This window comes from Rhizobium sp. T1470, from assembly GCF_042140505.1.
Taxonomy (GTDB): Bacteria; Pseudomonadota; Alphaproteobacteria; order Rhizobiales; family Rhizobiaceae; genus Rhizobium; species Rhizobium favelukesii.
On record NZ_CP148091.1, the window covers coordinates 3,110,743 to 3,128,173 of the forward strand.

Annotated in this window: 15 protein-coding genes and 1 pseudogene; 9 read left to right on the top strand and 7 right to left on the bottom strand. The window is 62.4% G+C overall.

Translation table 11 applies throughout. The features are described from left to right. Positions 1 to 57: 57 nt before the first annotated feature. Positions 58 to 318 (top strand): hypothetical protein, encoded by a 261-nt coding sequence (locus WGT02_RS15690; protein ID WP_024313893.1) that lies wholly within the window; start codon positions 58 to 60, stop codon positions 316 to 318. Positions 319 to 434: 116 nt separating this feature from the next. Then, positions 435 to 620, top strand: a complete 186-nt coding sequence (locus WGT02_RS15695; protein ID WP_024313894.1) for a DUF1059 domain-containing protein — start codon at positions 435 to 437, stop codon at positions 618 to 620. 1 nt (position 621) lies between these two features. Here the strand turns inward: WGT02_RS15695 and WGT02_RS15700 are convergent, their stop codons facing one another. The 3 genes from WGT02_RS15700 to WGT02_RS15710 are packed head-to-tail and all read right to left on the bottom strand — an operon-like array spanning position 622 to position 3,142. Then, complete coding sequence (locus tag WGT02_RS15700) at positions 622 to 1,875, bottom strand: CCA tRNA nucleotidyltransferase (protein WP_208249999.1); 1,254 nt, start codon at positions 1,873 to 1,875, stop codon at positions 622 to 624. Further along, complete coding sequence (locus WGT02_RS15705; RefSeq protein ID WP_208249998.1) at positions 1,872 to 2,522, bottom strand: CoA pyrophosphatase; 651 nt, start codon at positions 2,520 to 2,522, stop codon at positions 1,872 to 1,874. The genes WGT02_RS15700 and WGT02_RS15705 overlap by 4 nt, the downstream gene beginning before the upstream one ends. Next, on the bottom strand, positions 2,519 to 3,142 hold the full coding sequence (locus tag WGT02_RS15710; protein WP_024313897.1) for a DUF1285 domain-containing protein: 624 nt from the start codon (positions 3,140 to 3,142) through the stop codon (positions 2,519 to 2,521). The genes WGT02_RS15705 and WGT02_RS15710 overlap by 4 nt, the downstream gene beginning before the upstream one ends. A gap of 158 nt (positions 3,143 to 3,300) precedes the next feature. Here WGT02_RS15710 and WGT02_RS15715 point away from each other — a divergent pair, with 158 nt between their 5' ends. From WGT02_RS15715 to WGT02_RS15735, 5 genes are read left to right on the top strand one after another with little or no spacing between them, the layout of a single operon-like run. Then, positions 3,301 to 4,311 carry a MoxR family ATPase gene (locus tag WGT02_RS15715; protein WP_024313898.1) on the top strand — a complete coding sequence of 337 codons (1,011 nt, stop codon included), beginning with the start codon at positions 3,301 to 3,303 and terminating at the stop codon, positions 4,309 to 4,311. Positions 4,312 to 4,323: 12 nt separating this feature from the next. Then, positions 4,324 to 5,244, top strand: a complete 921-nt coding sequence (locus WGT02_RS15720) for a DUF58 domain-containing protein (protein WP_024313899.1) — start codon at positions 4,324 to 4,326, stop codon at positions 5,242 to 5,244. Next, complete coding sequence (locus WGT02_RS15725) at positions 5,241 to 8,054, top strand: DUF4159 domain-containing protein (protein ID WP_208249997.1); 2,814 nt, start codon at positions 5,241 to 5,243, stop codon at positions 8,052 to 8,054. Before WGT02_RS15720 ends, WGT02_RS15725 begins: the two co-directional genes overlap by 4 nt. A 1-nt stretch (position 8,055) precedes the next feature. Further along, entirely contained in the window at positions 8,056 to 10,125 is a 2,070-nt protein-coding gene (locus WGT02_RS15730) for a hypothetical protein (protein ID WP_208249996.1), read from the top strand. A 4-nt stretch (positions 10,126 to 10,129) separates the two neighbouring features. Beyond that, positions 10,130 to 10,549, top strand: coding sequence for a GNAT family N-acetyltransferase (locus WGT02_RS15735; RefSeq protein WP_208249994.1), 420 nt, complete (start codon positions 10,130 to 10,132; stop codon positions 10,547 to 10,549). An 84-nt stretch (positions 10,550 to 10,633) separates the two neighbouring features. Here the strand turns inward: WGT02_RS15735 and WGT02_RS15740 are convergent, their stop codons facing one another. The 3 genes and pseudogenes from WGT02_RS15740 to WGT02_RS15750 all read right to left on the bottom strand — a co-directional run bounded on the left by WGT02_RS15740 (position 10,634) and on the right by WGT02_RS15750 (position 14,741). Continuing rightward, the gene (locus WGT02_RS15740; protein ID WP_208249992.1) at positions 10,634 to 12,625 is read right to left on the bottom strand and encodes a PhoX family phosphatase; all 1,992 of its coding nucleotides are present in this window, start codon (positions 12,623 to 12,625) and stop codon (positions 10,634 to 10,636) included. A gap of 163 nt (positions 12,626 to 12,788) precedes the next feature. After that, positions 12,789 to 14,099, bottom strand: a complete 1,311-nt coding sequence (locus WGT02_RS15745; protein WP_024313904.1) for an MFS transporter — start codon at positions 14,097 to 14,099, stop codon at positions 12,789 to 12,791. A gap of 74 nt (positions 14,100 to 14,173) precedes the next feature. Continuing rightward, a pseudogene (locus WGT02_RS15750) lies at positions 14,174 to 14,741 on the bottom strand (GNAT family N-acetyltransferase). A gap of 202 nt (positions 14,742 to 14,943) precedes the next feature. On the opposite strand from WGT02_RS15750, the gene WGT02_RS15755 reads away from it, so the two are divergent. Next, positions 14,944 to 15,930: a glutathione S-transferase family protein gene (locus WGT02_RS15755; RefSeq protein WP_208249990.1), complete on the top strand. Its 987-nt coding sequence runs from the start codon at positions 14,944 to 14,946 to the stop codon at positions 15,928 to 15,930. Positions 15,931 to 15,939: 9 nt separating this feature from the next. Here the strand turns inward: WGT02_RS15755 and WGT02_RS15760 are convergent, their stop codons facing one another. Then, positions 15,940 to 16,377, bottom strand: coding sequence for an NUDIX domain-containing protein (locus tag WGT02_RS15760; protein ID WP_051166637.1), 438 nt, complete (start codon positions 16,375 to 16,377; stop codon positions 15,940 to 15,942). Positions 16,378 to 16,490: 113 nt separating this feature from the next. Between WGT02_RS15760 and WGT02_RS15765 the strand changes: the two genes are divergently transcribed. Continuing rightward, positions 16,491 to 17,399, top strand: a complete 909-nt coding sequence (locus tag WGT02_RS15765) for a metallophosphoesterase (protein WP_024313908.1) — start codon at positions 16,491 to 16,493, stop codon at positions 17,397 to 17,399. Positions 17,400 to 17,431 lie beyond the last annotated feature (32 nt).

Genomic DNA, 17,431 nt, shown 5'->3' on the forward strand with positions numbered 1-17,431 from the left:
CGGAGACTGGACTACTAGGTTTATGCATGTACGCGTAACAATCGCAGGAGGATTGTCATGACGATACAAAGCAGCTCTGCAGCACCGGCGGGTGCTCCGGAGCCTCGCCCTCCCATCGATACGCCGGAGTTTTTGAGCCGGATTGCCGAAGGGTTTCGGGCGAAGAGTGGGTCCGATCTGCCACTTTCGTGCTTTATCGAGCAAGTGAAGCTTCAGCTGGCCGGTGGTAAGACGCCGGAAGAACTTGATCGTCTGGCAAAGATCCAGGACAGCAAAGCAGCAATCGATTGCTTCAGAGCCTGGGCGATGCCCGATTAACAAGAAAATGAAAAACCGGCCGGTCCTTCGCGCCGGCCGGAACCTTCCTACCGCTTCGAACATTCAGGCATTACGCAGCGCGTGACGTCGTTGAAATCCGAAAGAAGGAGGAAAGAATGAGACTCTTCGAATGTGGCACGCTCGTCCCCGGATGCGACTGGCATACCAGGGCGAATGATGATGCCGAAATCGTCCGCCGCGCTGTCGAGCATATGCGCAACGCCCACGGCGAAACCGTCATCCGCGAAAACATGATCGAGAACATCAAGGCTCGGATCCGCAACGAGGCGACGGCGGCCTGAGCTATTTTGTCAGATCATTCAGCCGGGCGAGCAGCGCCGCCCGGTCCGGCGTGAAGTTTTCCTCGACCCAGATGTCTTCCAATGCCGACAGCGTCTCACCGACCTGCTTCCCGGCCGGCACGCCCGCGCCCATGACGTCGCCGCCATTGATCGGGAACTTTGGTTTTTTCCAGTTTTCAGCCAGTTCGAGCAGCTTGCCGAGCCTTGCGCAGCGAGCCATCTCCTGCATGTCGGCTTCCGCCTTGCCCCGCGCCGTTGCCAGTGCAAGTTTCAAGCGGGTTGCAATCCCGTCCGCGCCGTGCCGATAGAGCAGCCGCGCAAAGGCGGCCGAAGACAATTCATCGTTGATAACGGGCGCCCTGGTCCACGCTTTGAAATAGGCGGCTTCCGCATTGGCGAGCTTGAGGCGCCTTGCCATCTTCTCCAGGCGATCGGCATCGCAAGGAACGATGGCGGCGAGGCGCAGAAGCGGGTCCGGCTTCCAGCCAAGCGCCCTCTCCGTGTTGATCAGCGTCGGAATGGTGTCGATCCCCCACTTCTCCGTCTCCGGCAGGATTTCGCTGAGTACGCCGACCTGTCGCATCCACAAGAGCGCCCGCCCGGGATCCTCCACGCTGAACAGCTTACGGAGTTCCGACCAGACCCGTTCGGCAGAAAGCGTCTTCAGCTTGGCGCGAGCCGATGCGCACGCCCTCAGCCCCTCGGCATCCGGACGGCCCGAACCATAATAGGCGAAAAACCGGAAAAATCGCAGGATACGCAGATAGTCCTCGGCAACACGCGTCGCGGCGTCCCCGATGAAGCGGATGTTGCGCTTCTCGATATCGGCAAGTCCACCGACCAGGTCGATCACATCGCCCTTGGAGTCGACATAAAGCGCATTGATCGTCAGGTCGCGGCGCTCCGCGTCAGTCTGCCAATCCGAGCTGAAGGCAACCTTGGCCCGGCGTCCGTCGGTCTCGACATCGGCCCTCAGCGTCGTGATTTCGAAGGGCTTGCCGTCGATGACAAGGGTCACCGTACCATGTGCAACGCCTGTCGGAACGGCTTTGATGGCAGCGGCGGCGGCGCGTTTGATGACCTGTTCCGGCGTGAGTGTCGTGGCCACGTCGATATCGCTGACGGGCAGACCCATCAGGCTGTTGCGGACCGCCCCGCCGACGACGCGCCCCTCTGCGCCGTCGGCGTTGAGAAGCGACAACACGCGTGTCAGAGCCGGATCCTTAAACCAAGCCTCGTGGCCAAGGTTGGTCATGCATAGAGCCTTTCATAGAGGGTGCGGACGATGCCCGCGGTAATGCCCCAGATCATCCGGCTTTCATAGGGCATCCGGTAGAAATGTCGTTCGAGACCGTCGAGCACACGCCTGTCGCGGCTGTGATTGGCCGGGTTCATGAGAAAGGACAGCGGCACTTCGAAGAAGTCATCCACCTCGGTGGGGTTAAGCTTCAATTCGAAGCCGCGCCGGACGACCGCGAGCACCGGCGTAATACGGAAGCCAGTCGACGCGAGGTAGTTCGGAAGCCGCGCCACGGTCTCGACAAACGACCCGTCGATACCGATTTCCTCCTCGGTTTCCCGGATTGCAGCTCTTTCTGCGGATCCGTCGATGGCATCGATCTTGCCGCCCGGAAACGCGATCTGTCCGGAATGTTTGCGCAGTGTCGCCGTGCGCTGCGTGAAGATGACATGCGCCTCGTCCCCGTCGTCGATCACCGGCACCAGGACCGCAGCATCACGAAGCTTGAAGGACTCCACCTGCGCGACGATATCAGGATTGAGGATGTGATCGCCGTGGTCGCGCCATGACATATCCACCGGTCCGCCGCTCTGATGAAGCGCGCGACGACGAAATTCGGCCGCGGAATAGAGCGCGTGGCGGTCAGTCAAAACGTTGCTCATCGGGAAAGCTTATCCAGTTCGTCCGCCGGCATGACGGCAAACGTCACGCCACCGGAGCGCAGGCAGAACATCGTCTTGCCATCGACCTCAAGGCGTTCGCCGCATTCGACGAGTTCGTACATGATCGGGCGGGAAACCAGCGCCTCCAGTTGCCCGCGCACATGAAGATAGGGCTTCAACTGGCTGTTTTCGCCGTGAATTACAAAGCGGAGAGGATGCTCCACTCCGGCCTCTATCACGTCGCCGACATTGGTCCGGAACGTCAGCAACGGCTCGCCATCTCTTTCGCCGGCATTCATTTCAACCGCCACAAAGGGTGCGTCGACGACCCGGATGCCGACCTTTTCCACAGGCGTTACAAGATACGTCTTCCCGTCCTCATCCTTTCGGAGGACCGTTGAAAACAGTCTGACGAGCGGCGCCCGGCCGATCGGCGTTCCCATGTAGAACCATGTGCCGTCGGCGCGGATTTCCATGTCGATATCGCCACAGAAGGGCGGGTTCCATTTATCGACGGGAGGAAGCCCGCGCGTTTTGCTGCCCGCATCGCCGGCGGCGCGTGAAATCAGCGCTGCAAGACCGGCCGCGTCCGTCGTTGCTTTGATCTCTTCGGCTGCCATTCTTCTGTCCCGGTTTGTGTTTAACTCCAGAAGGTCACGAGATAGTCATTCGGAACCAACTTGTCAGCCCGCAACATCTCCATAACTCTATCTGGTATGAGGCTTGCGAGTAAGTCTGCCGATTCGCGACGAATGATATCAGCCGCTGGAGATGCCTAATGGGTATGATGAAGACCGAAGCCCCGCTTGATGAAAAGGCGATCGTCGCCGCGGCCGAGAAGGCACTTGCAGATATCGCCGCCATCCGGGGCGAAGTCTCCAAGGTGATCTTCGGCCAGGAAAGCGTCGTCGAGAACACCCTGCTTGCGGTTCTCTCGGGCGGCCATGCCCTGCTGGTGGGCGTGCCGGGTCTCGCCAAGACCAAACTCGTCACCACGCTCGGCGAAGTGCTTGGCCTCGCCTCCAACCGCATCCAGTTCACGCCGGATCTGATGCCGTCCGACATTCTTGGCTCGGAGGTGATGGACCAGGACGAGAGCGGCCGCCGCTCCTTCCGTTTCGTCAAGGGACCCGTGTTCGCCCAGCTCCTCATGGCCGACGAAATCAACCGCGCGTCGCCGCGCACGCAGTCGGCTTTGCTGCAGTCGATGCAGGAGTACCACATCACCGTCGCCGGTCATCGCTACGACCTGCCGGCCCCATTCCACGTCCTCGCCACTCAAAATCCACTGGAGCAGGAAGGCACCTACCCCTTGCCCGAGGCACAGCTCGACCGCTTCCTTCTCCAGGTCGACGTCCACTATCCGGAGCTCGCTGCCGAGCGACAGATCCTGCTCGAGACGACTGGCATCGGCGAAACGGCGCCGCAAGCAATCCTGAGTGCCGAGCGCCTCGTCGAAATCCAGACGCTCATCCGCCAGATGCCGGTGAGCGACAAAGTGGTCGACGCCATCCTCGCGCTTGTCCGTTCCGCCCGTCCGGGTCAGGGAAACGCCTCGACCGACAAGAACGTCGCCTGGGGTCCCGGCCCACGTGCCGGCCAGGCCATGATGCTCTGCGCCCGCGCCCGTGCCCTCTACGAAGGCCGCCTCGCACCGTCTGTCGACGACGTCCACGCGCTCGCCGAACCCGTCCTGCAGCACCGCATGGCGCTGACATTCGCGGCGCGCGCAGAAGGCATGTCGGTTCGTGATGTCATTGCCGCGCTGGTCAAGCAGGCCAAGGGATAAGGAAGCGTCTGCGTGGCACCCATCGGACAGATCGTCAATGCGACTTCGGGCAACGACGCCCTTGCTCGCGCAAGGCAGCGGGCAAGCCTGGTGCCGGATTGTCTGGTCGAGGCCAAGCGGATCGCCAACACGGTGATCGCCGGTTGGCATGGCCGCCGCAAACGCGGTATCGGCGAGAATTTCTGGCAGTTCCGTCCCTATACCGAGGGCGAGAGCCTGTCGCGCATCGATTGGCGCCGGTCCGCGCGCGACGATCACACCTACATCCGCGACCGCGAGTGGGAGGCTGCCCATACGATCTGGCTCTGGGCCGACATGTCTCCCTCGATGATGTACAAATCGACTTTCGGAAACGCCTCGAAGGAAGGCCGGGCACTCGTCATCATGCTGGCGCTTGCAGAGATTCTCGCGCGCTCCGGCGAGCGCATCGGATGCCCAGGCGTCATGGAACCGATCGCCGCGCGCAACGCTGCAGAGCGACTTGCAACGGCATTGATGCATACTCCGCTGAGCGGAGGCCTCCCGGAAACGGCCATGATTCGCGGCTGGAGCGAACTTGTGCTGATCGGTGATTTCCTCGACGACGCGCGTGCGGTCATGGCGCGCATCGGTCCCTTGGCGCGGCGCGGTCTGCGCGGCCACGTGATCGAGATCGCCGACCCGGCCGAAGAGCTCTTCCCCTATGATGGCCGCACCGAATTCACCGATCCCGAGACCGGTTCGAAACTGACAACCGGCCGCGCCGAGCATATCCGCGAAGCCTATACCCGCGCCTATCTCGGCCGCAGGGACGATCTCGGCCAGGCGCTGCGCCACATGGGCTGGACCTTTGTCAGCCATCGCACCGACCATCTCGCCTCCGAAGCACTGGTCGCCGTTCACATGTATCTGTCGGGTATGCCGGCCAGCGCGACGCATGGAGGGCAACGATGAACGCCCTTCCCTTCGCTTTCGCCTATCCTGCAATCCTCGGCGCGCTCGTCGCCCTGCCGATCATATGGTGGCTGCTGCGATTGACGCCGCCGCGCCCGAAGACCGAAGTCTTCCCGCCGCTGAAGATTCTCGCGACGGTTCTGAAGCGAGAGGAAACCCCGGCCCAGAGCCCCTGGTGGCTGACGCTGCTGCGCATGCTGCTTGCCGCGGCCGTCATCCTGGCGATCGCCGACCCTGTCTTCAATCCACGCGCGAATTCAATCGCTGCCGGCGGTCCGCTCGTGCTCTTTGTTGACAATGGCTGGGCTACGTCGCCGGATTGGGACCAGCGCGTCAAGACCGCCGACGCGCTGATTGACGACGCGGAAGCGGCCGGGACCCCTGTTGCCATCGCCTTCACCGCCGATCCGACCAACGACGCGGTTCCAGGAACGGCGTCCGTTGCCCGCGACAAGCTGCGCGCCGCGCAGCCGAAGCCGCTCGTGCCCGACCGCCAGCGCGCGTTTGAGGCGCTGCGTGCCGCCTTGAACGGCGTCCATCCCGGCACCCTCGCCTTCCTCACCGATGGCGCCGCCGCAAGCGACAGCGACGCAACGATCCGCCAACTTTCCGACCTCTCGCCTGCCCAGTTGCGCTTGGTGTCCGGCGACGCGGCCGAGACGATCGCCATCACGTCAGCCAACAATGCCGCGGATGCGATGACGGTGACCGCCACGCGCCTCGACAGCGCGGGTGCCGCATCGCTGCCCATGACCGCGCAGGATACACAAGGTCGCGCAATCGCCGCCGGTTCGATCGACTTCCAACAGGGGCAGAGCGTTGCCACTGGATCGATCACCGCACCGTTTGAAATGCGCAACGACTTCGCGCGCGTCAGCATTGACAGCCACGCCACGGCAGGCGCCGTGCATCTGCTCGATGATGGCTTCAAGCGCCGCCGCGTCGTCCTATTGTCCGGCGAAGTCGGCGATACGTTCCAGCCGCTGCTTTCGCCGCTCTATTACATTCAGCGCGCCCTGCAGCCCTATGCCGATCTGATAGAGCCGAACACGCCCGATCTCGCGTCCTCGATCCCGGATCTCCTGACGCAGAATCCGTCCGTGATCATCATGGCTGACATCGGCCGCCTGCCCCAGGAAACCTACGCGCCGTTGCAGCGCTGGATCGCGAATGGCGGAACCTTGATCCGCTTTGCCGGGCCGCGCCTTGCCGCCGCTCCGGCCGACGACCCGCTGGTTCCGGTCACGCTGCGCCAGGGCGAGCGTGCGCTTGGCGGCGCGCTGTCCTGGGCCGAACCGCAGCCGCTGGCCGAGTTTCCGGGATTCGGCCCGTTCGCTGGAATGGCGAAGCCGACGGACGTCACCATCAAGCGTCAGGTTCTCGCTGAGCCGACGCCTGATCTCGCCGAGCGCACCTGGGCAAGCCTTGCCGATGGGACACCGCTCGTGACCACGAAGCCGATCAATGCCGGCCGGATCGTCCTCTTCCACGTCAGCGCCGAGGCCACGTGGTCCAACCTGCCGATTTCGGGCAATTTCGTCGAAATGCTGCGCCGCCTCGTCCAGTTGTCGCGCTCGGGTGGCGTCAACGCCGAAGCGAATGGCGCTTCGAGCGCCGAGGCATTGCCACCCTTCCGCCTGTTGACGGCCAGGGGCGCGCTGACGACCGAGACCGGCACAGCGCGTCCGCTGATCCCCAACGCGAAGGTCACGTCGCTTGCCAGCTTTGACAACCCGCCTGGCCTGTATGGGTCCGAGGAAGGATTTACCGCTCTGAACGTGCTGCCGAAGAACGCCGAACTGAGGCCACTCGACACGTCGGGGATCACCATCGTTCGCGAGGGACTGATCGGCGGTGAAACCTGGTCTGCAAAGCCTGCCCTGTTCCTGATCGCCTTCCTGCTGCTGCTGGCCGACAGCCTGATCGTGATGTTCATGAGCGGCGCCTTCTCGCGGCTGCGCCCAGCGGCCCGCACGGCAGCGCTTGTCGCCGTTGCTCTGAGTGCAGCAATCTTGCTGCAGCCCGGACAATCGCATGCAGATGACGCCAAGCCAGGCGACGAGCAGATCTTCCAGCGGCTCGACAATACGCACCTCGCCTTCGTCGTTACCGGCGAACAGGACGTCGATCGTATCTCCGAACGGGGGCTCGAGGGCCTGACGGACTTCCTGACCTATCGCACCACACTGGAGCCGTCGCCACCTGTTGGTCTGGATCTCACGAAGGATGAGCTCGCCTTCTACCCGATCATCTATTGGCCCGTCTCGGCGACCGCGCCGATGCCTTCGGCAGCGGCGATCAACAAGATTGACGCCTACATGCGCTCCGGCGGAACTGTGCTCTTCGACACACGCGACCAGTTCAGCGCACTCGACAACAATGGCGGCTCGGTCAGCGCCAATGGCGAGCGGCTGCAGCAGATCCTTGCCAATCTCGATATTCCGCCGTTGGAACCAGTGCCATCGGACCACGTGCTGACGAAATCCTTCTACCTGCTGTCGAGCTTCCCCGGCCGCTACACCGGAAGCCCCCTCTGGATCGAAGCGCGACAGGAAAACCGTGCCGCGGATGCCAAGTCGACCGGCACGGCAGACGGCGTTTCGCCGATCCTCATCACGGGCAACGACTTTGCCGGCGCCTGGGCCGTCGACGACAACGGGGTGCCGATGTTGCCGACGGTTCCGCCGGACGAGACGCAGCGCGAATACGCCTACCGCAGCGGCGTCAACATCATGATGTATATGCTGACCGGCAACTACAAGACCGATCAGGTCCACGTTCCCGCTCTCCTGGAACGGTTGGGACAGTGACATGACGGTTGATTTTTCGCCTTTCATTCCTTGGCCGGTCCTGGCGGGTCTGGCAGTCATTGTCGTCGCAACCGCCGCCTTTGCCATCTGGCGCCGGGTGCGCGGTGCCTGGATCCGCTCGATTGCTGCGCTTGCTTTGCTGACCGCCCTCGCCAACCCGCTGTTGCTGCAGGAAGATCGCGAGCAACTGTCGACCGTCGTGCCCGTCATCGTCGACCGCAGCCAGAGCCAAGAGACGCCTGAACGCATCAAGATGACCGACGATGCCCTGGCGCAGTTGAAGGAGCGTCTTGCTCGCTTCCCCAATATCGAACCGCGCTACGTCGACGCGACGGAACCGGACGATTCCGACGCACCCTCGACCCGGCTGTTCAACGCGCTTTCCGCGGCTGTCGCGGATGTGCCGCCCGCGCGCATCGGCGGCGCGATCATGCTGACGGACGGCGAGGTCCATGACGTTCCCGCCGTCAACCAGGCACTTGGCTTCGATGCACCGATCCACGGCCTGATCACGGGTAAAGCCAACGAATTCGACCGCCGTATCGAAGTCGTCAAGGCACCACGCTTCGGCATCGTCAACGAGGAGCAGCAATTGCTGCTGCGCGTCTTCGACGACGGCCCAAGCCCAGGCGGCACGGCCAATGTCACGGTCAAGCTCAACGGCAACGAGATCGCCACGCTCCAGGCCACGCCCGGTCGCGACACGCCGTTTTCGTTCAAGGTCGAACGCGGCGGCAGCAACGTTCTCGAATTTTCGGTCAGCGGCCTTCCAGGCGAGGTTACCGAGGCAAACAACCGCGCCGTCCATGTGATTGACGGCATTCGCGAGAACCTGCGCGTTCTGCTTGTCTCCGGCGAGCCGCATGCCGGCGAACGCGCCTGGCGCAACCTCCTGAAATCGGATGCGTCGGTGGATCTCGTCCATTTCACCATCCTGCGCCCGCCCGAAAAGCAGGACGGCACGCCGATCAACGAGCTGTCGCTGATCGCCTTCCCGACCCGCGAGCTGTTCGTCGACAAGATCAAGGACTTCGACCTGATCATCTTCGACCGCTACCAGCACCGTGGCGTGCTGCCGATCCTCTACTACGACTACATCGCCCAGTATGTGGAAAATGGCGGCGCCCTTTTGATCGCAGCTGGCCCTGAACACGCCGGCCAGGATTCGATTGCGCTGACGCCGCTGTCATCCGTGCTGCCGGCCGCCCCGACCGGCCAGATGATCGAGAAGGCGTTCTATCCCAGGCTTTCGGAAGAGGGCCGCAAGCATCCGGTCACCCGTGGCCTCGACGGATCCGCTGACGAGCCGCCTCATTGGGGCCGGTGGTTCCGCAGTGTCGATGTCGAGCCGCCGCAGGGCCAGACGGTAATGGTCGGAGCCGACAACCATCCGCTCCTCGTTCTCAATCGCGCCGGACAGGGTCGCGTCGCCATGCTGCTCTCCGACCAGGGCTGGCTGTGGGCCCGTGGCTTCGAGGGCGGTGGTCCGCATGTGTCGCTCTATCGCCGCGTCGCCCACTGGCTGATGAAAGAGCCGGCCCTTGAGGAAGAGGCGCTGACCGCTCGGGCATCCGGTCGCACGCTGGAGATCACGCGCCAGACGATCGGCGCCAACCCCGGCAACGCGACGGTGCGCTATCCCTCCGGCAAGACGGAGACGCTGACGCTGACGCAAGCCGAGCCCGGCCTCTTCAAAGCCGAGAAGAAGATGGACGAGATCGGCCTCTTCGAAATCAGGAACGGCGAGATGACGACGCTCGTTCATGTCGGCGCGGTCGATGCGCCGGAATTCAAGGCGATGATCTCGACGAGCGAGGCGTTGAAGCCCATTGCCGACAAGTCGAAGGGCCTCGTCACCCGCGTTTCCGATGCCAGCGGCGCGATCAGCATTCCGCCGATCCTGCCGGTTCGTGGCCAGGTCCGCGTTGCCGACAACGATCGCATGCAGATCCACCTTACCAACGAAACGGTGCTGAAAGGCATCAACACGCTGCCGCTGTTTGCCGGCTTCGCCGGTGTCGGTATCCTGTTGCTTGCCTTCGGCGCCATGTGGTGGCGCGAAGGGCGTTAGCGGCATGGCTGAGTTTGAGGTCACAGGCTCGCCCGCTGCCGATGATCTCACGACGATCGGCGACGCGCTCTCGGCGTTCAATCTCGATGATGTTGGCCCTTCCGAACGCCGGCCGCTCGCGGTTCTCATTCGTGATACCGATGGAAACGTCAGCGGAGGCCTTTCCGGCTATACCGCCTGGGGCTGGCTGTTCACGCAGTTGCTGTACATTCCCGACAAGGAACGGGGCAAGGGCATGGCTGGCCAGATCCTTGCGTTGGCCGAAGAGGAAGCGGCCGCACGCGGCTGCCGCGGTGCCTGGATCGATACCTTCAATCCGCAGGCGCTGCGGGCATACCAGCGCCAAGGCTACGAGATCTTCGGCGAATTGCCTGAATTCCCGAAAGGCCGCACCCGCACATTTCTGCGCAAGCGTCTCGATTAGACGCCGCAACAAGGTGCGCGATTTCGCCAGACATCGATGCTCCACCGTCCGGCCGAACGGTGGAGCACTGGTCGCTTTCAGCTGTCAGACGGCAATCTTTCCACCGCCGACCTTGGTGATCGCAACGACAGCCGGTCGGACCGGCATGTCCTCCTTGAAGTCCGGCCAGCGGGTGGAGAGATCCTCATAGTAGGACGGACGACCGTGGCCCGACCAGTCGTCGCCGCCGTCGCCGGGATGTTGCACGGCTACGAATGCCGTCTGGTCGTCCGGCAAAAAGAGCGGGCCGCAGAGCTCGGCACCCACCGGAACACGGTAGAAGAGCTTGGAGGTTGCGCGCGCGTCGCCTTCGGTGTCGACGGCCCAGAGACCGTCGGTGCGGCCTGTCGCCTTGTTGTTATTGCCGTCGGTCGCGACCCAGAGGCGGCCGGCAGCATCGATGGAACAGTTATCCGGCATGCCGAACCAGCCGTTCTTCGTCGTTTCGGTCGAGAAGGAAGCGCCGACGGCTGCGACGGCAGGGTCTCCACACTTCAGCAGGACTTCCCACTTGCCCGAGGTTGCCCCGAAGGCACCGCCATCCTCGGTGATCTCGATGATATGGCCGAAGGCGTTGTCGGCACGCGGATTGGCCGCGTCCACTTGCTCGGGCTTGCGCTTCGTGTTGTTGGTAAGCATCACATAGACCTTGCCGTTGACGGCATTGGGTTCGATGTCTTCCGGCCGGTCCATCTTCGTCGCCCCGAGCAGGTCCGCCGCGCGGCGGGTCTCGATCAGCACCTCGGCCTGGCTGGCAAAGCCGTTTTCCGCTGTCAACGGCCCCTGGCCGTGGACAACAGGCAACCACTGCAGCGTCCCGTCCTCGGTGAACTTGGCGACATAAAGCGTCCCTTCGTCGAGCAGCTTCATGTTGGCAGTGCGGTCGTTGGCCATGTAGGTGCCCGACGTCACGAACTTGTAGACGTAGTCGAAACGTTCGTCGTCGCCGAGGTAGAAGACGACGCGGCCATCCTTGTCGACGATCGATGCAGCGCCTTCGTGCTTCGTGCGTCCAAGCGCGCTGCGCTTCTTCGGGGTCGACGTCGGATCGAGGACATCGACCTCGACGATCCAGCCGAAGCGATTGGGTTCGTTTGGCTCCTTTGCAACATTGAAGCGGTCATAGAAGTGTGCCCACTCATAGGCGCCTTCCGGCACGCCGTAGCGCTTATGGTTCGCCGCCTCCTTGTGATCGGCAGGCAGTTCGCCGGAGAAATAGCCATGGAAATTTTCCTCGGCCATAATGTAGGTGCCCCAGGGCGTGACGCCGCCGGCGCAGTTGTTGAACGTGCCGATTACCTTGGTGCCGGTCGTATCGGCGGATGTCTTGACGCGCTCATGGCCCGCCACCGGACCGGTCAGTTCCGTCTCGGTCACCGAGGTTATGCGGCGATTGTACTTGCCGTCCGGCACGACCTGCCACTTGCCGTCGGCTTTTCGGATCTCGACGATCGTGCCGCCGTGAGCAGCCATCTCGATATCGACCTGCTCCTTGGTAAGCTTCGCTTGCTTGATCTTGCCGTCGGCGATCGTCACCAGGCCGGGGAACATCAAGTGCGGGTTTGTGTATTCGTGATTGACGACGAGGATACCGTGCTTTGACGAGCCATCGATCGGAATATAGCCGACATAATCGTTGTTGTAGCCGAACTGTCGGCTCTGCGCCGCAGCCGACTGTTGCTTCGGGTCGAAGACCGGCGAATCGGAGAAAAGGGCATCGCCCCAGCGCAAGAGAATATCGGCATTGTAGTCCTCGGCGACATGGTGGTCCGCATCGACGCCGGCCTCGACTTCAGTGAAGGAGAAGGCGGAGCCGCCTGCAGCGCGAGCCTTTTGCGCGCTCAACAGCGCGATTGGGCTGACAGTCGCGGCAATAGCCGAAACGGCAAGCGATCCTTGAAGGAAACCGCGACGCGAGAAGCGCCGGCCAATGATCTCCCCCATGGTGGGATTGTCGCAGCGGTTATGGCCGTCGCCGTCGGCATCCTCAAGCTGGCTGGTCGGAAAGATTTGTTTCTGTGAAATATGTTCGGTCATCGAACTACCCCCATCATATTGACACCACAGGTCCGCTTTGGAGCGCTTCCAAAGTCTAGGGAGCGCGCATGACAGTCGTGTGATCAACTGAATTTGACGTGGGGATGGCGATGCCTGGATCGGCCGCCCGCACACGTTTTTGCACACATTGCCGGTGCCGGAATCAGCTGAGCGCTGCCTGGCGCGTTTCTGCGTCGATCGCCATCGCGGCAAAGGCCGCCACGACCAGCAGGCCCGCAAACAGGCCGATGGCCAGGCCCAATCCACCTGATACGACGAATGCCATCAGGGACGGAGCAAGCAGCCCGCCGAGGCGCGCCATCGCGCCTGCCGATCCCATGCCCGTCGCCCGCGATGCGGTGGGGTAGAGCTCCGGCGTAAAGGCATAGAGCGCGCCCCACGTCCCGAGCAGCGCGAAGCTCATGACCAGCAGCGACGCGCCAACCAGCATGTCGCTCGGAGAAACCACGAAGAGCAGGCACCCCAGCGCAGAAAGCAGGCAGAAACAGATCAGCGTCGGCCTGCGCCCCCAAGCCTCGACGCCATAGGCGGCAAGCGCGTAGCCAGGTACCTGGGCAAGTGCGACGAACACCAGAAAGCCGTATCCGCGGACGAAGCCGAACCCGTCGCCGGCCAGCTTCGCCGGCATCCAGGTGAAGACGCCGTAGTAGGAAACGGAAACCAGGAACCAGATCGCCAGGATCAGTGCGCTTCGGCGACGAAGCTCTTCTGAGAAGATCCCTTCCGCCACCTGCGGCGTCGCGACGATCTCGTCGTCGGACCGCAGGGGCGCTTTTTGGTGCAGCGCCAGCATCCTGTTGACGATCATCTTGGCCTCGCCTGTCCGTCCGGTCCGAATGAGGTAGAGGGGAGATTCAGGAACGAAGAAGCGCAGCGTCAGGCCCAGCAGTGCCGGCAGTGCGGTGACCGCGAAAATATAGCGCCAGGGATCGCTCACCCCGGCAACGCTCGCAGCCCAGGCAGCCAATGCGACGATCAGCGTTCCGATCGCCCAGAAGCCTTCCAGCGCGACCAGCCAGCGGCCACGGCTCTTGGTGGGCAGGAACTCGGCCATCATCGCGTAGTCGACCGGCAACGTTCCGCCGACCGCCATGCCGGTGAGGAAGCGCAGCACGAGCAGGCTGGTAAAATCGGCAGCGAAGATCGAAAGCGTGCCGAAAAGCGCGTCGCAGGCAACCGTTGCGATCAACACCTGGCGCCGTCCGACCTTGTCGGCCAGGCGGCCGAAGGCGACGGCGCCGATGAGCATGCCGAGAAAGAACAGCGTGCCGGTCTGCAGAGCTTGCGGAACTGTCAATCCAAAGGTGGCTGCAATCGAGGCTGCGGTGAAGCCGACGGCGAGCACCTGCATTGCGTCCGCCGTCCAGACAAGTCCGAAGATGCCGATCAAGCGCCGCTGGAAAGAACCGGTCCCGGCGCGATCCAGCGCCTCGTCCATGGAAATGCGGCTCATGCTCAAAGCCCTTCAAGCTACTGAAAGATCACGCGAAGCGCGCGCCGGGCGTAAGGCTCAATACCGCACGCGATCTATTTCCGCCAGCCGATAGTTCCCTTGAGCCTTACATGCGCATCCTCGGCGAGCGGCACCACCAGCACGCGCGCCGGATCGACTGGGCCCGGAAACGTCAGCGCATTGTGGGCAACCTTCTCGAAGCCGAGCGGGCAGTAGTAAGGCGGGTCGCCGATGAGAATGACCGCCTCCGACCCCTTGCGCCGCGCTGCGTCGACGGCAATCCGGACCAGTTCCCGGCCGATACCGCGACCCTTGTGGGACGGCCGAACGGCCAGCGGCCCAAGCAGGTGTCCATTGACCGAACCGGCTTGGACGGGCGTCATTCGCACCGATGCGATCGTTTCCCCGTCATCGGTGCAAATGAAGGAAAGCAAAAGGTCGTGTGGCCCCTGCTCGCGGATTCGGGCTGCGGCCCGCGTATGCCGGCCGGGACCGAATGCTTCTTCGTTGATGTGTTCGATAGCAGCGTCGTGCGACGCATCCTCAGTGAGGTAGACCAGATCGTGCTTGTGCATGATGAGACGGAAACCGGATAGACAGAATTGATGGATCTCGAGCACGCCCTTTGGCGTTCGGGAGCATCAGCGTCGTCGCAGGTTTCTCGGGGCAAACATCAAATCGGGTTCCAGAAGTGTGAAATGGCCGATAGCAGGAAAAATTTCGGTCGTCCAACGGAAATTTAGCGGGAGACCACGCGACGTGACGCAGTGTTCAATCTTTGCCGCCTGCAAAGAAGCAAGAGCTGCGATATGTTCTGCCCCAGGATAATCTGAAGGATTACAACATGGGCATGCTGGTTGACGGCGTCTGGCATGACGTCTGGTACGATACAAAAGAAACCAAGGGGCACTTCAAGCGCGCCGCTTCGCAGTTTCGAAACTGGATTACGGCGGATGGAGCCCCTGGCCCTTCCGGTGCAGGCGGTTTCAAGGCCGAAGCCGACCGCTACCACCTTTACGTTTCGCTGGCGTGCCCTTGGGCGCACCGCACGCTGATCTTTCGCAAACTCAAGAAACTCGATGATCTCATCACCGTTTCCATCGTTGATCCCCTCATGCTGTCGCATGGCTGGGAGTTCAAGATCGGTGACGGCGCCACCGGCGACCATCTCTTCGGCGCCAAGACGCTATCGGAAATCTACGTGAAGGCCGATCCGCACTATTCCGGCCGCGTGACGGTGCCGGTCCTGTGGGACAAGAAGGCCAACACAATCGTCAACAACGAGTCTTCCGAGATCATCAGGATGTTCAACAGCGCCTTTGATCATCTGACCGGCTCAACTGTTGATTTTTATCCGCAGGATCTGCGCGCCGACATCGATGACGTCAATACCGTCGTCTACGATACCGTCAACAACGGCGTCTACAAGGCGGGCTTCGCCACGACGCAGGACGCCTACGGGGAGAATGTCGTCAGGCTTTTCGCAACGCTTGATATGCTCGAAGACCGTCTTTCCAAGGGTCGTTATCTCTTCGGCGATCGGCTGACCGAGGCCGATTGGCGGCTGTTCACGACATTGGTTCGCTTCGATGCCGTCTATGTCGGTCACTTCAAGTGCAACATCCGCCGCATCGACGACTACCCCAATCTGTCGGCCTACCTGCGCGACCTCTATCAGACGGCGGGCGTCAAGGAGACGGTGAATTTCCGCCATATCAAGGACCACTACTATCGCAGCCACAAGACGATCAATCCGACCGGCATTGTGCCTATCGGCCCGGCGCTCGATCTCGATCGCCCGCATGGCCGTGCCCGACTGGCAGCGGCCTAGCCCTGGGCTCTACCAGACGTGGGCGGGCTCCCGCTCGCCCGCCAGTTCAGCCAGGCGACGACGCGTCGCGTCAGTGGTGCCAGACGGCAGATCATCGATCGCGAAGAAGCCGCACTCGACGATTTCCCTGTCCGCTGGGCGCGGTGCGGTCTGCTCCACCTGTGTCTTATAGAAGAGAACATGGTCGCGTCGGCTGGCGGCCGTGTTGAAATAGATGTGAAACAGCTGCGGGCGACCGAGAATACGCAGGTTCCCCTCCTCACGAAGTTCCTTGATCAGCGCCTCCTCGGCAGTCTCATTGCGCTCAAGCCCGCCGCCGGGCATATGCCAGCCGGGCACGTAGCTGTGCCGCACGAGAAAGATGCGGCCCGCCGAATCGAAGCAGGCCGCCCGCACGCCCATCGTCATTCCGCGCGCGATCGCGAAATAGACATGCACGATACGCATCAGGAATCGCGACTGCCAGGGGCGGATGGTACCGATCACGCTTTTTCCAATTCCATTAATCCGTTCAAGCAGATGTGTTTGAATTGCAGAGTTACTGGGCTATGTGTCGTCGCATGTTCAAGCTCGCGCACATCTCCGATATCCATCTCGGCCCCCTCCCTCGCCTTTCCGTCCGCGAGCTCTTCTCCAAACGCATTACCGGCTTTGTGAACTGGCATCGCAACAGGCGCAAGCACCTTTTCGGCAGCACGCTGGATCTGTTGCTCGATGACATACGCGCGAAGCAAGCCGATCATCTGGCGGTCACCGGCGACCTGGTGAACCTCGCGAGCGGCTTGGAGATCCGCGCCGCCGCCGCATGGCTGAAAGAACTCGGCGACCCCGCAGACAATTCCGTCGTACCCGGAAACCATGATGCCTACGTCCCCGGTGCCTACGAAAAGTCGGTGCGTGCCTGGTATGACAATGTGCGCGGTGATCTTGCACCGGCTGAGTGGCAGGAAGACCGCCACGTTTTTCCCTACCTCCGCGTTCGCGGCAAGGTCGCCATCGTCGGCTGCTCGACTGCGGTCGCAACGCCCCCTTTCGCCGCCAGCGGCTTCTTCGGTGAACGCCAGGCCCGTGATACCGTGAACATGCTGCGTGCCGCTGGCGAGGCCGGCCTGTTTCGGGTCGTGATGATCCATCATCCGCCCATTCGTGGCGCAACGTCCTTCTACAAGCGGATGATCGGCATCCGCCGCTTCGGTGCCGTGATCTCCACCGGCGGCGCAGAACTGGTGCTCCACGGCCATACTCATTTGAACACGCTCCACTGGCTGCGCGGCCAGACTGGTCCCGTCCCCGTGGTCGGCATCGCCTCGGCATCGCAAGGGCCTGGAGGGCTGAAACCTCGCGCCGCCTACAATCTCTTCACGATCGATGGCTCTCCCGGCGCGTGGGAACTGACCGGCGAGCGCTTCAGCATCAACTCCATGGGCGACAGCATGGGCAGCGAAAGTGCAGATATTTTCAAGGCTTAGCGCCATTTTTGGAATCATCTTGTCGCCGAGCT

Excerpts from the sequence above, each read along its gene's own strand:
- WGT02_RS15730 (WP_208249996.1), top strand. The coding sequence starts at position 8,056 with ATGACGGTTGATTTTTCGCCTTTCATTCCTTGGCCGGTCCTGGCGGGT.
- WGT02_RS15715 (WP_024313898.1), top strand. The coding sequence starts at position 3,301 with ATGGGTATGATGAAGACCGAAGCCCCGCTTGATGAAAAGGCGATCGTC.
- WGT02_RS15760 (WP_051166637.1), bottom strand. The coding sequence starts at position 16,377 with ATGCGTATCGTGCATGTCTATTTCGCGATCGCGCGCGGAATGACGATG.
- WGT02_RS15710 (WP_024313897.1), bottom strand. The coding sequence starts at position 3,142 with ATGGCAGCCGAAGAGATCAAAGCAACGACGGACGCGGCCGGTCTTGCA.
- WGT02_RS15765 (WP_024313908.1), top strand. The coding sequence starts at position 16,491 with ATGTTCAAGCTCGCGCACATCTCCGATATCCATCTCGGCCCCCTCCCT.
- WGT02_RS15735 (WP_208249994.1), top strand. The coding sequence starts at position 10,130 with ATGGCTGAGTTTGAGGTCACAGGCTCGCCCGCTGCCGATGATCTCACG.
- WGT02_RS15745 (WP_024313904.1), bottom strand. The coding sequence starts at position 14,099 with ATGAGCCGCATTTCCATGGACGAGGCGCTGGATCGCGCCGGGACCGGT.
- WGT02_RS15740 (WP_208249992.1), bottom strand. The coding sequence starts at position 12,625 with ATGACCGAACATATTTCACAGAAACAAATCTTTCCGACCAGCCAGCTT.
- WGT02_RS15725 (WP_208249997.1), top strand. The coding sequence starts at position 5,241 with ATGAACGCCCTTCCCTTCGCTTTCGCCTATCCTGCAATCCTCGGCGCG.
- WGT02_RS15700 (WP_208249999.1), bottom strand. The coding sequence starts at position 1,875 with ATGACCAACCTTGGCCACGAGGCTTGGTTTAAGGATCCGGCTCTGACA.
- WGT02_RS15755 (WP_208249990.1), top strand. The coding sequence starts at position 14,944 with ATGGGCATGCTGGTTGACGGCGTCTGGCATGACGTCTGGTACGATACA.
- WGT02_RS15690 (WP_024313893.1), top strand. The coding sequence starts at position 58 with ATGACGATACAAAGCAGCTCTGCAGCACCGGCGGGTGCTCCGGAGCCT.
- WGT02_RS15695 (WP_024313894.1), top strand. The coding sequence starts at position 435 with ATGAGACTCTTCGAATGTGGCACGCTCGTCCCCGGATGCGACTGGCAT.
- WGT02_RS15705 (WP_208249998.1), bottom strand. The coding sequence starts at position 2,522 with ATGAGCAACGTTTTGACTGACCGCCACGCGCTCTATTCCGCGGCCGAA.